Genomic DNA, 12890 nt, shown 5'->3' on the forward strand with positions numbered 1-12890 from the left:
ATGACAAAGGCGAGCATTAAGGAAAAGCTTTACAACGACGCTCTGGTTGCCGTCGACAAAATATACGAATCAAATCAGCTGACAATCGAAGAATCGATAGAAAAACTGAACGACTTGAAAACGCAAATAGACTTGAGAATCGTACTGCTTAAAGGACTCGACAAAAAGGAAGAAGAAAAATGATGCGGGCATCGGAAAACTGCTACAAGTTGATCAAAAGTTTCGAAACGCTGCACGACGGCGATTTGTCGTTAATAGGATTGCAGCCGAAGATGTGCCCCGCGGGGATATGGACGGAAGGCTACGGACACGCAATCCTATACAACGGCAAACCGCTGAAAGGCGAAGAGAATAAAGAACTTGCTTATAAATTATCGACGGTTAAAACCGAAGCCGAAGCGGAAGAACTACTTAAGAAAGATGTGGAAGTATTCGAAAAAGGCGTTAACAATTTGCTAAAAGTAAATGTAAATCAAAATCAATTCGATGCACTTGTGGATATTGCTTTTAACATTGGCTTAGGAGCGTTGCGAGATAGTACATTATTAAAAAAAATAAACATGGGCGATTTCAAAGGCGCGGCTGAAGAATTCCTTAAATGGAATAAAAGCGGCGGCAAAGTTCTGCCCGGTTTGACAAGAAGACGAATGGCTGAAAAAGCGTTGTTCGAAACTCCCGTTCACGACGTATGGATAGCGGAAGAACATATACCGGAACCGAAAGGTTTTGAAATATTGCGGGGAATAAAATGAGCGACAGAACGAAAAACATACTCAAGCTGATAATAATAGCCATAAGCGCGGCGTTCGCCGGTTATTTCGGCGGCAACCAGATATATCCGCTGGTTGAAGAAGGCGTAAAAACAGACTCTACCATTATAGTAAAAGAAGTGCGTACGGTAACCACGAATGAATTTACCGCCGAAGCAAAAGCAAAGATTAAAGCGCAGCTTTTGGACAGTCTTAAAGGCTTAATTAAACCGGAATTGAAAGTTATTTATAAGCAAAATAAAATCAATATAGATTCGATATATGCAGAGGCAAAAAAGCAGTATGAGAAAGAATTAAGCGAAAACGGACCGAGGATATTCACGTCAACGGTAGATACGAATTACGTAGCGAAAGATTCTTCCGGAAGAACACGCGACAGTATACACATAGTATCCGAATTCCGATCGCCAATACCTCTCGCATTGGCGAGTCAACATTTAATTTCGTTACAACATTATTCATATGACTACGACAGGACAATAAGTAAGACGGTCAATACTACCAGAACAATAACAAAGAAAAACTTGTGGAGCAACGTGAGCCCCGGCGTACTGGCGGCATACGGATACGGAATTAAGAACAAAACGTGGGATTTTTTCATAGGCGCCGGCGCTTCGATCGACATACAGGGATTAATTAAAACACTAAAAGGAGAATGATAATGAAAAGCGCAACAACATTAATAGCAATAGTAATCTTACTGTTAACGCCGCTGCTGATATTTGCGGCGCAAACCGATCCCGGCGGCGAACCGGCACTAGATTTCGAGACGCTGTTCACGTCGATTTCCGGACTCTCGGCAGGAGTTCTGTTCTTCACTTCTTACGCAAAGAAGATATTGAATACAACCGGCAATCTGACTATTGCCGTGAGCGTTTTGATAAGCTTCATTCTAAGCTGCGCAGGCTATCTATTTCATGTAGGCATATTTGCCGCTATCGAATGGTATTATATATTCATCTACGGATTGGCTGCAAGCCTGATCGCTAACGGATTGAGCACATGGAGTTTTATTGAACAGTTGTTGAAAATGCTGAAATTAAAAACGCCAAAAGAAAATGGAAGTTAAAATAGAAAACATACGGGAAGCGATTAAAATCTTCGAGGATGCGCTTGGCGAAGCCGCGCTGGAACTGCCTAGGCAGGACAGAGTGAGCGTTGAAAGACTGCGCACGCTCGATCAATACAAGCTTGCGCATCCTCGCGGAATATTGGGCATACTATACGGCGGCTCAACGTATGAAAACACGAGCCGCGGCAGAACGTTACTAATGAAACGATTGATGCTTATTAACGTAGCTCCGATCATAAGATTCGTAGACAATTCAATTCAACCGAGCGAAAAATTTACAAGCATGATGCCCGCAGAATATGTCGATTTTGTTATAGATAAAATTACGGGCATCGAGGTTTTCAATCATCTACCGGGATATGAACGGAAAGTTTATCCGATAAGAGATGAATTAATTGACGAGCAAGACTACGTATGGAAATATCTCGTAACGTTCGCCGTGCCTGTCGATTTAATAGAAAAAATTAATTGAGGAACAATAAAATGGCAAATCCAATAATATCGATACCGGGCATTAAACAAATAGTTAAATGCAATATCGGAACGCTTGCGGCTACTCCGGAGGGAGTCGCCGCAGTCGGAATACGCGACAAAGCAACGATGCGCTTTGCGGCGTACAAAACCAGCAAGGACGTTAAAGGACGCCAGGGCAGGAATATGGTGCAGGCGCAAGTCGAATACGAATCGCTTCAACCTACGATGAAATATCTCAAGTCGCTTTTCGATCATATTAATCTACAATGCGACGTGCAGATAATGACGGAAAAACAATCGTTCACAGCAGGAAGCGAAGACGTGTTCAAATTTACGTCGAGTACATTTCTGCTCGGGCTTGGCTTCGAATATATGATTTCGATGGAAAGGCGATCTGTAAAAGAGCAGCTGCGCGGCGCGGCGGATTACGATACGGTTAAAGCTCTGCGCGATTCCGGAGATACTGAAACCCCTGTCGATTTCGGACTTTCAAACACAGCCGGCGAGGATGAAACGCAAAGAAGAAGAATTAACTTCCTGGCGGTCGAAGCTCCTCAGTCAACCGCGCTTTTTGAAAGCGGCGAACTGGAAGATTTTAAATACTCGATGAAAGCGGAAACAAGCGAGAACGCAACAGGACAATTGCTCGTCGACTGGATTACTCATAAAATCGAAATAACAATGCGCAACGCGTCGATTGCAAAAATCGTAGAACTGCTTAATAAAAATATAGACGCTCCCGTATTAATTAAACTCGGTAATAATGGAAGTTATTACGACGCTTTCGATTTTGCCCAGGGCGCGGTTAATAATTATACCGAAGACGACTACGAAGACAAACGCTTATCGAAAATTACGTTCGAGGGCAAGGTAAGACCTTACGAGCATGAGTTTCTGTTCGGCGCTACCTACGGAGGCACCGTAGACGATAACGGTCTTGAAGGCGGAACTCTTAAAATAGGTTACTAAGGGAGACATTAAAATGGCAGAGGAAAAAATTATTAACAAAGACCTCGAATACGAGGAATTAAACGACAAAAAAACGGGCGTTAAAACGGTATTGAAAATACCTTACACGCAGAACGCCGGCGTCGCTCTGCGCGTCTACGACGGCAAAGAGAGAATCTACTATGCGTCGACGCGGCTCGGCACGATAACAGAAACCAAAGACGGATGCGAAGCGGAACTGCGCGGAATAGAACCGGAAGGCAAACGTTACGAAATAACCGACACGGTTACGAAAAAGATAATAATGAACGGAATGATTGTATCGAAAAAACAAAATCAACCGAAGGCGGTTAATAAAGATGAAGAATGAAATCGGACAAAAAGCGGAACGGAAGCTCTACATAATCGACGGGAAGAAAGTCTATCTCTGGGACGACTTCAACTTCGAAGAAAAAGAATGGATTGATAAAGTATTGGATAAACTAAGCGGCAATCAAAATAAAGTTGAAGGCGGCTTTACTAACGAGGAAATGATCAAAACGCTTTCTATAATTCTTAAGAACGAAGACGGAACGGACGTTGACAGATCGTTAATAATAAAAATACGCGAGTCGCAGCAAGTGAAGATACTCGCGGATTTTTTTTTAACGAAATCAGTATTAGGCGCTATTATAAACGAATCTTTGAAGAATTAGCCGCGCGGGAAAAACAAGCCGCGGACGAACTTGAAGACTTACGCGGATATGATTCTAAATATTACAAAGGCAGACTGAACGCGAGCGAAACGGAAAAAATATTATTCGTAATTACAGGCGGCGACGCTTCCAAGCGCGAAGCTCTCTTGAAAACAAAAAGAAAAATTATACTCGATTATTTCTATCAAATACGGCTGAATAAATTAAACGAACTCCTCGATACGCTTGCGTACTTAAAACACATAAAGAGAGACAAATAATGGCAACGGCGGATACACTGGAATTCAGACTTACAATTGACGGCAGGGAAGCGATAGCAGTTCTCGATTTGACAAAGGGCGAATTTGTCGAAATGAACGACGAAGCGCAGAAAGCAAGCGGGGCGCTTCAAACTGCTCTTAAAAAAGTTGCGGATGTCGCCTCCGGCGCTAATAAACAACTGCAGAACACGAACACGCATGTTAAAGGATTAAACGCCGCGGCGGGTTCCACGGTGCCGGGCGTTAATAATATGACCATGGCTGTAAGTCAATTCGGATGGATATTGGGCGATGCGAACATGTTTCTGGTAAACGCCCGAATGGGTATGATGTCGATTGCAAACAATATACCGATGGTAGTGCAGGCATTTACTCAAGCGCGACAGGCGGCGCAGGGGCAAGCTACCGTAATGCAGCAATTGACAGCTGCAATCACGGGCGGCGGCGGTCTGCTGCTGGGCATCAATGCGCTTATGTTCGTAATGCAGCTGCTGCCATCAATATTTGAAGATAGCACAGAGGAGGTGAAGAAACAAAAAGAAGAAATTGACAAACTCCGTGATTCTTACCAAAAATTAAGTATACAACAAATCGATAATGAAATACAAAAAATAAAGACAAAATTATCAAGCGAACCATTCATAATTACTGCGGGTATACCTCAACTAGGAATAGAACCAGAACAAATATTCACGAGCGAAGAAGGGAAGAAATTAAAAACCCAGCTCGATTTATTATATGAAATTAAAAACAATATGGGCGACCTTACAGCGCTTGAAAACAGACGCTTAGAATTAAATGAAAAAATAAAAAATTTACAGCACGTTACGGAAGGACCAATTTCTCCTCATAATCTGGAACTTTTAGATCAATACAAAGCCGAATTAAAATCAATTAATGAAAGAATAGATTATATACGCAATAATGCAGATAGAACGAATAAAGACGTATTTAAAAAAGCGGAAGAGGAACTTGTACTGGCCCAGGAACACGCAATTAAGATGGCGCAGATTGAGGGCAATAACGACGCTATTATACTCGAAATGAAAAAGCAGCATCTTGTCGAAAGGATTAATCTGTACGAAAAATACGGCAAGGATGTAACCGCGCTGATGTACGAGCTGTACGAAACCGAAGCCGAGCTGCAGAAAGCGCTTAAAGCCCCGGATATAAAAACCGACGTAGGCGAACCGGAAGACATATTGTTGCAGGATTATAAGAACAAAGAAGAATATGAAAAAGAATTTTTGCAAAGCCAGCTGGACTCCTGGTACGCCGCGGAAGACGAAAAGATAAAAGCTTACGAAAATTATAACGAACTTAAAATAGCGCTGGACGAAGAATACCTGAGGCGTAAAAGAGCATTGGATCAGCAAGCAATGATCCATACGCTGGAAGGCACATCGCAGATGCTCGGACAGCTCGCGGGCTTATTCGGGAAACATACAGCCGCATATAAATTTTTAGCTGCAGCTCAAGCTCTTATCGATACATACAAAGCTGCAAACGTCGCGCTTGCATCTCTGCCTCCGCCTTGGAATTTCGCTGCGGCTTTAGCAGTAACAGCAGCCGGCATGAAGAATGTTATGTCAATTGAAAAGACGGACGTAACTATGCGCGGTTACGCCCGCGGCGGTGCTATCGTAGGAGAATATGGGCCAGAGATTATTGCTCCTGCTGAAGATTATGCAACAGGTATGGCAGAACTGGTAGATAGAACTGTGCGAGAGGTAAGAAATTATATGTATATAACAAACGGAGGAGCGGATAACGCAGGGATGCTGATGAAAATAGATACGTTAACGCGAAGAATAGAAGAACTCGCCTCCAGACCGGCAATAGCTTACTTCGACAACGAAGAGGCGCTTAAAGTAGGCAGATACTACGACTACGAACAGAGGACGAGCAGATGATATTGAAATTCAAAAACGGCATAAACGGAACTCTTGAAACCTGGAGCCCGCCGGCTAAGATATATAATCTAGGCAGCGTTAAGCGCAGAATAGAAAGCAGAAACCCGGGCGAAGCCGGCGTTATTGTATACGACAAGCTTAATCTTACGCTCGAATACGAAAACGGCAGCCCGGTCTATGCGGCATTCAGCGGCGATCTGAGCGCAGCCCAACGCTATATTTTCGAATTTTACGGAGTTAAAACGGATAAAAGCGCGTCAAAGCTGTTCGAAGGGCTGTGCGATTTTTCGACGATTGAATGGGCGGATAATGAAAAAAAAATACGTTTTAATGTCATTGATAAAATAAGCGCACTGTCAATTATAGCGAATGTAAGGAAACAAAGGGAAGAAATACAAGATGCCGTTAATCTCAGATCAGGCTATGCAGGGCAATATGGTATTGGTATCAGTAAAGTAAATTTAAGCGGAGTTGGAGAATGTTATGCGTTGCCCACATGGACAGTTGTATATATAAATTATACAGCTAGTAAAGGAACGCCTATAGCACATAATAATTTGATATTAGAGAAAGGAGATATATTTCAACATCCCAATATCGGTTATTATGACAATTACGGTATATTTCACGAAGGATTGGGAAAGTTTATTGTTACAGACAGCGGCTTTACAAATTTCAATGGAGTGCAAACAACCTGGATAAAAGTTTATAATCCACCTTCTAACTTTGAATATGACCCTCCAGACTGGGAAGATTTCATACCACAAATAAAATTTTATGCTAAAAAATACTACGACATGGATGATATATGCTATTATGGAATTGATGGCTATGGCAGGACTGTTGTAACCGGTTTTAACGGCATAAAGATAATTGAAGCTATATATGAACTTATATGGGGAAATTCTACCGTAATAAACAAAGTTGATCCAAGCGGATACCCAATAGCATTGGATTATTACGAAAAAACAATAGATGAAAACCCGTTTGGACATCATCCGCTCGACGCACTGAAAATGTTGGCAGCATCAATACAATGTTATATATATGTGAATAAAACAGGGGACTTAGTGCTTCATAAAAAGAGCAATATTACAAATAATCCTATACGAACTATTGTAAATATGAATAAAAAAAACGGGAATAAAAAACTCTTTTGGGACAAGCTGGTCGACGCCGTAACTGTAACGGTCAACAGCGGAAAACTGATAGACGGACAGCCGCTTGCCGGCACGGCTACGGTAAAAAAATACGCCGGCATAGAGCCGCGCAACGAACTCAAGCTCGAAATAGTAGCTCCCAATACGGTCGAAATGACACAGCAGGCGCTCGATCTTTACGCCGCAAACGCGGCAAGCGACGTTATGAATTTCTACGGCAAACGCCATTATTATTATAATCTTACGGCAAGACTTACGGACGATATGTACGATTGGGAACTGCTCGATCAGATAGACATAGACGGCGAAAGATATTTCATACAGAGCGCGGAAATTGACGAGGCGAGAACTCAGGCAACATTTGAGCTCGTGAGCGTTACCGGCTATGATTACGACTTTGAACAGGCGCGCGCGGTGATGAGCAAAGAGAAATATAATTCGTCTTCAACAGGCGTATCGTCGTCGAGCGCAAACAATGTAATAATCAACCAGAACATTCTCCCTTTGCGCGTCAAATCTTTCAATTATACGATGCTCGGGCAAAGCGCAATAAAGGTAATCGACATAAACGAAAACGAAATTGTAAACGTAATTACTATAAAATTAACAACTCCTTTTTTGAACGATACTATTTCGCAGTTCAGGCTTTACGATTCGTCCGGCACTCTTTTTACGATTGATAAAATTATGGGTAAAATGAAAACCGTCCTGGAGCCCGGGCAGGAATTAACATTGAAAAAAATATATACGGCGAACGATACGATATATCTCGAAATGCTTGCCGGCGGCGCTCAGGCGACGCAGGGCGAAGGCATGATATTAATTGAAAAATTTAAATACGAGGCGGCATAATGAAACGGAAAATATTACTGCTGGCAATTATATTTACAACGCTGCTGAACGCTCAAAATTACTATTACATCGACGGAACATCCGCGCCGAAATTCCGCATCGGCAACGACAGATATATCGAGCTGTGGTCCGACGACGATAGCAATCTTGTTAAAATAGATATTAACGGCGTTACCGCTACTGTGCTTACGTCGAATTATTTGAGCCTCCAAAAGCCGGACAGCGTCCGTCATGCGTGGAACATCCTCGGCGGGGCTGCTAATCAATTATTATATCAGGTCTCGGCGGACAGCACCGGATTTGTACCGGCGGCAGTTAATAATAAGTATCTTTACTATAATAACGGCTGGCAATGGAAGTGGGCGTGGAGCCCAGATACTACAACTGTTGTAAGAACGAACAGAACAATCTACACTACAGCTCCTCTGCAAATTGACGGATTGTCGCAGGCTGACCTTAGCGCGAACAGAACATTATCATTACTTTACAATACCACTCATTTTACCGTTACGTCAAATCAACTTACCGCTAACCAAATAAATGCATCCGTCAATAATTATGGTTTCCAAATAGGAGCGGTAAATCTTGGCGGAACATTCTCAATTACAGTGCCGCAAGATCTAAGAACATCTGCATCTCCGCAATTTAATAATATAAATCTTACTGGGATTATAAACCAGCAAGGCGCGGGCACTAATTATTTCTACGGCGACATTCAGCAATATGGCAGCAGGTCAATCTACAATAATTTTGTAAGCGGCTGGGCGGGCAGCGGATGGAGATTAGATTATGGAGTTTCGCAGGCAGGTAAGAGCTATTTAGAAGTCGATAACCTTACAGTTCGCGGCACTATGTCCGTATACGAATTGCTGCTTAACCAGATACGCGCTACGAACGGAAACGTAATAACGAGCGACGCGGCAAAAGTGGAAAGTGCGAGCGGAAATCAAATTACATTCGAAGACCCGAGCAATCATAACGTATGCCCGTTTGCGGTTAACGATTTAATAATAGCTCAATCCTGGGACGCGGCAGGAACAACTGTAAGGCAAGTGAAAGCGACGGTAACAAGCGTAAGCGGAAGGACAGTAACGGTATCTTACAATACCGGAAGCGCTCAAAAGGGCGACGTGTTCGTTCGAATCGGCAATACCTCGGACGCGTCAAGACAGGGGCTGGTCTACACCGTAACCTCTGATGCCTACGCACCTTACATTGACATCATAAATGGTGTTAATAGCTGGTCGGCATGGGGCTCGTCGTCAAAAACTAAGGCACGTTATGGAAACCTTGCGGGGATAACAGACGCGAATTTTGGAGCTTTATCGGGTTATGGTCTCTACGCTCAGAATGTTTATCTGAAAGGTAAATTTTATTTAACGACGCTTTCGCAGACGGTTGAAGATGCGTTAAATACTAAAGTAAGTCAGACGGACTTTAACAATCTTAGTAGTACGGTAGCTACACACACAACTCAAATAACTCAGAACGCAAATGCAATTACTCTTAAAGCAAACAAAACATACGCTGACAGCTTAAACGATAGATTAACAACTGCAGAAGCGAGCATCACTGTAAACGCAGATGCAATTACAAGCGAAGTGACTAACAGAACGAACGCAGACGCAACTCTGCAATCACAAATAACTCAGAACGCAAACAACATCAATCTTAAAGTAAGCAAGAACGACGTTATTAATCAGATTAACATTAGCACAGAAGGAATAGGGATTGCGGGGAGCAGACTTGATATAACCGGTACGACAACATTCTACAACGGGCAAACGCTCGCGGGAGCAATCAATTCCGGGACAACGTCAATTTCCGGGGACAAAATAAGGACGGGCAACATACGCAGCAATAACTACGTCGCCGGTTATGCCGGAACGGACTTTAATCTTACGAACGGAAATTTAACCTTCTACGGCGAATACGGCAGCGTAACGCTCTACGGCGCAACGCAGAATTATCCGATCGGATTAAATATAATTGGTAAAACGACGGGCGGTACGCAAAAAATATTGGTGCAGGCAGGCGCATACAACGACGCGGGATATGCGCGGTACGGATTTTCGATATGGGATAATACGGCAAATGCATTCTTAATGAATATCGGGTATTCTCCCGGAGCGGCAAACTTTACGGCTAAGATAAGTAACTGGAATATAACGAAGGATTGGTTAACAGATGATAATACAAGCGTTGTTATCAATGCGACTGATAAATCGATATATGCGCGTCCTCTCGGCACAGGTACAAAAACAAAATACGTTATGCTCGGACAGACGCATGACGGATCAAACTGGACGGGATATTACGGAATAAGCGCGGTTGACGGATTAAACAGATTTATATTCCGCCTCGACGATTACGAAACGAAAATTGCGGGATGGAATCTCTATTACAATAAATTATATAACATATCTGGTTCAACGGGAATAGAACTTAGCACGGCGACCACAAAAACAATAAGTACAGGATTTGCAGTTTGGGACCCGGGTTCGCCTAAGATGTTCATAGGAAATTCGACCTCTTATATGGATTGGAATAATGCGACGGCGAATACATTGACAATAAAGGGAGAAATTAAATCGTCCAAATTCTCAACAATAGCAAGCTTTGATACTACAAATTATACTGATTATGTTATCATCCAAGGTAAAAACATAAACTTAAAGGAGACAATCTCGGGCACAATATATAAAATAATTCAAAGCCCTTCAGGATTATTCATGTCAGCAATATATGGAGGAGATCTCGGGTTTATCAATGTTCGAACAAACATAATAGGTAATGGCGGCTCTTTTATTAATATAGACGGTTATAATGTCCCAAAATTTTACGGAGTTACAAACAGCCCGTCTACATATGACCGCCGTCCCGGCGATATGTATATAAATACATCTTATAAAGTATTCATATGGAACGGCAGCACATGGATACAATTAAATTAAGGAGAATAAAATGAAAAAGCTTATAACGGCAATTATAATAATGTTTAACGCGTCATTAATTGCGGCTCAAACGGACAGTACTGCAGCCGACGATTCGACAAAACTTGCAAATTTAATGCAGCAAAAAAAACAAGTGGTTGAGTTTATCGTGCAAAAACAGAGCGAAATATACGAAGCCGAAAAGCAGCTTAAAGAAGCTTACAACAAATTATCTCAGTTGAATATAGCAATACAGCTATACGACGAAAAATTAAAACTGTATAAGGAGTTGAAAAAATAATGGCGCTGCCTAAAGAACAAAAATTTATAATCTATCGAGGCGACCCCGCGCAGCTTACAATTACGCTTGACGGAGATTACTCCGGCAAGGAATTTCTTTTCGGGGCAAAGAAGGATAAAAATACAACGTCGCAAAGGTTAATAGAAAAATCAGGCGTCGATATATCCGTAACGTACAATGCGTCGCAAAACAAAAGCACAATAAATATATTGTTGGCGGAAGAAGACACACAGGATTTGACATACAATTATCTTGAATATGACCTGATTAATATTACTGACAATCGAACAGTAGCAAGAGGTAAGTTATACCTGGAAGGCGACGTTATTACTCCATACGACGGGACGGACTTACCGGCTGATGCGCAGAGGTACATTCCGTATAAGATTAATCAACTTCAGGATTTACAATTATTGCAATATCAAGCGAGCACAGGCGCGCTTATTGGCAAGAATCCTGGTGAATTTGTAGATGAGAATTTTTACAACAAATCAGAAGTAGATGCTAAAGATAATTTGTTACAAGCACAAATAACACAAGAAATAACTGACCGGGCTAATGCAGACAACAATTTGCAAATTTTTGTAGATGAGAATTTTTACAACAAATCAGAAGTAGATGCTAAAGATAATTTGTTACAAGCACAAATAACACAAGAAATAACTGACCGGGCTAATGCAGACAACAATTTGCAAATTTTTGTAGATGAGAATTTTTACAACAAATCAGAAGTAGATGCTAAAGATAATTTGTTACAAGCACAAATAACACAAGAAATAACTGACCGGGCTAATGAAGATAATTTGTTACAAGCACAAATAACACAAGAAATAACTGACCGGGCTAATGCAGACAACAATTTGCAAATTCTTATTAAACGTAATTATGAATTTTCATTTAAGATAAATGCAAGCACCGCTAATTATAAGATCGATGACGGAACGAGTTCTTATTATTTTTTGGTAAGCGGGCGTGCTGGTCATGCGATGACAATCGATTGGGGCGATGGAACAACAAATACTGTTACCTTTACAGGAAGTGACCAGCGTGTTGCAAAAACATACACGCTTACTGGAACATATACGGTTAGAATTATAGGGGAATTGTATGCATGGACAAGGATATATTGGGCAGGATTTCATTGTGAGTTTGATGTAAAGCAATTGCCAAGATATTTAACAAATATTTATATCGCTGGCACAAATACAATATATGGCAACATTGCAGATCTACCTGCTGGGGTGACGGTATTAAATATCAGTGGCTCTAACACACTCACAGGCAACATTGCAGATGCACCTGCTGTGGTGACGGAATTAAGTATCGGTGGCTCTAACACACTCACAGGCAACATTGCAGATCTACCTGCTGTGGTGACATATTTAAGTATCAGTGGCTCTAACACACTCACAGGCAACATTGCAGATCTACCTGCTGGGTTGACGTATTTAGTTATCGGTGGCTCTAACACACTCACAGGCAACATTGCAGATCTACCTGCTGGGTTGACGT

The 12890-nt window shown here is 41.9% G+C and carries 12 protein-coding genes and 1 pseudogene; all 13 read left to right on the top strand.

Going from position 1 to position 12890, the window contains the following annotated elements; genetic code table 11:
- The gene (locus ACUN8G_RS00895) at window positions 1-183 is read left to right on the top strand and encodes a hypothetical protein (RefSeq protein WP_437347889.1); all 183 of its coding nucleotides are present in this window, start codon (window positions 1-3) and stop codon (window positions 181-183) included.
- The gene (locus ACUN8G_RS00900; RefSeq protein WP_437347901.1) at window positions 183-752 is read left to right on the top strand and encodes a lysozyme; all 570 of its coding nucleotides are present in this window, start codon (window positions 183-185) and stop codon (window positions 750-752) included. The genes ACUN8G_RS00895 and ACUN8G_RS00900 overlap by 1 nt, the downstream gene beginning before the upstream one ends.
- Complete coding sequence (locus ACUN8G_RS00905) at window positions 749-1429, top strand: hypothetical protein (RefSeq protein WP_437347890.1); 681 nt, start codon at window positions 749-751, stop codon at window positions 1427-1429. Before ACUN8G_RS00900 ends, ACUN8G_RS00905 begins: the two co-directional genes overlap by 4 nt.
- A 2-nt stretch (window positions 1430-1431) precedes the next feature.
- On the top strand, window positions 1432-1839 hold the full coding sequence (locus tag ACUN8G_RS00910; protein WP_437347891.1) for a hypothetical protein: 408 nt from the start codon (window positions 1432-1434) through the stop codon (window positions 1837-1839).
- Window positions 1829-2314: a Gp37 family protein gene (locus ACUN8G_RS00915; RefSeq protein WP_437347892.1), complete on the top strand. Its 486-nt coding sequence runs from the start codon at window positions 1829-1831 to the stop codon at window positions 2312-2314. The genes ACUN8G_RS00910 and ACUN8G_RS00915 overlap by 11 nt, the downstream gene beginning before the upstream one ends.
- An 11-nt stretch (window positions 2315-2325) precedes the next feature.
- A complete protein-coding gene (locus ACUN8G_RS00920; protein ID WP_437347893.1) occupies window positions 2326-3285 on the top strand; it encodes a hypothetical protein in 960 nt (319 codons plus the stop codon).
- A gap of 13 nt (window positions 3286-3298) precedes the next feature.
- The gene (locus ACUN8G_RS00925; protein ID WP_437347894.1) at window positions 3299-3634 is read left to right on the top strand and encodes a hypothetical protein; all 336 of its coding nucleotides are present in this window, start codon (window positions 3299-3301) and stop codon (window positions 3632-3634) included.
- Window positions 3624-3959: a hypothetical protein gene (locus ACUN8G_RS00930; RefSeq protein ID WP_437347895.1), complete on the top strand. Its 336-nt coding sequence runs from the start codon at window positions 3624-3626 to the stop codon at window positions 3957-3959. Before ACUN8G_RS00925 ends, ACUN8G_RS00930 begins: the two co-directional genes overlap by 11 nt.
- A gap of 259 nt (window positions 3960-4218) precedes the next feature.
- The gene (locus tag ACUN8G_RS00935) at window positions 4219-6132 is read left to right on the top strand and encodes a Rad50 family protein (RefSeq protein ID WP_437347896.1); all 1914 of its coding nucleotides are present in this window, start codon (window positions 4219-4221) and stop codon (window positions 6130-6132) included.
- Entirely contained in the window at window positions 6129-8144 is a 2016-nt protein-coding gene (locus tag ACUN8G_RS00940; RefSeq protein ID WP_437347897.1) for a hypothetical protein, read from the top strand. Before ACUN8G_RS00935 ends, ACUN8G_RS00940 begins: the two co-directional genes overlap by 4 nt.
- Entirely contained in the window at window positions 8144-11098 is a 2955-nt protein-coding gene (locus ACUN8G_RS00945) for a hypothetical protein (protein WP_437347898.1), read from the top strand. Before ACUN8G_RS00940 ends, ACUN8G_RS00945 begins: the two co-directional genes overlap by 1 nt.
- A 10-nt stretch (window positions 11099-11108) precedes the next feature.
- Window positions 11109-11378, top strand: coding sequence for a hypothetical protein (locus tag ACUN8G_RS00950; protein ID WP_437347899.1), 270 nt, complete (start codon window positions 11109-11111; stop codon window positions 11376-11378).
- Window positions 11378-12890 (top strand): annotated as a pseudogene (locus ACUN8G_RS00955) (hypothetical protein); the annotation flags it as partial. The gene ACUN8G_RS00950 and the pseudogene ACUN8G_RS00955, both read left to right, overlap by 1 nt.

Source organism: Melioribacter sulfuriphilus (assembly GCF_052656625.1).

Coding starts and splice junctions, on each gene's coding strand:
- ACUN8G_RS00935 (WP_437347896.1), top strand. CDS start 4,219: ATGGCAACGGCGGATACACTGGAATTCAGACTTACAATTGACGGCAGG.
- ACUN8G_RS00895 (WP_437347889.1), top strand. CDS start 1: ATGACAAAGGCGAGCATTAAGGAAAAGCTTTACAACGACGCTCTGGTT.
- ACUN8G_RS00910 (WP_437347891.1), top strand. CDS start 1,432: ATGAAAAGCGCAACAACATTAATAGCAATAGTAATCTTACTGTTAACG.
- ACUN8G_RS00940 (WP_437347897.1), top strand. CDS start 6,129: ATGATATTGAAATTCAAAAACGGCATAAACGGAACTCTTGAAACCTGG.
- ACUN8G_RS00945 (WP_437347898.1), top strand. CDS start 8,144: ATGAAACGGAAAATATTACTGCTGGCAATTATATTTACAACGCTGCTG.
- ACUN8G_RS00915 (WP_437347892.1), top strand. CDS start 1,829: ATGGAAGTTAAAATAGAAAACATACGGGAAGCGATTAAAATCTTCGAG.
- ACUN8G_RS00900 (WP_437347901.1), top strand. CDS start 183: ATGCGGGCATCGGAAAACTGCTACAAGTTGATCAAAAGTTTCGAAACG.
- ACUN8G_RS00930 (WP_437347895.1), top strand. CDS start 3,624: ATGAAGAATGAAATCGGACAAAAAGCGGAACGGAAGCTCTACATAATC.
- ACUN8G_RS00950 (WP_437347899.1), top strand. CDS start 11,109: ATGAAAAAGCTTATAACGGCAATTATAATAATGTTTAACGCGTCATTA.
- ACUN8G_RS00925 (WP_437347894.1), top strand. CDS start 3,299: ATGGCAGAGGAAAAAATTATTAACAAAGACCTCGAATACGAGGAATTA.
- ACUN8G_RS00920 (WP_437347893.1), top strand. CDS start 2,326: ATGGCAAATCCAATAATATCGATACCGGGCATTAAACAAATAGTTAAA.
- ACUN8G_RS00905 (WP_437347890.1), top strand. CDS start 749: ATGAGCGACAGAACGAAAAACATACTCAAGCTGATAATAATAGCCATA.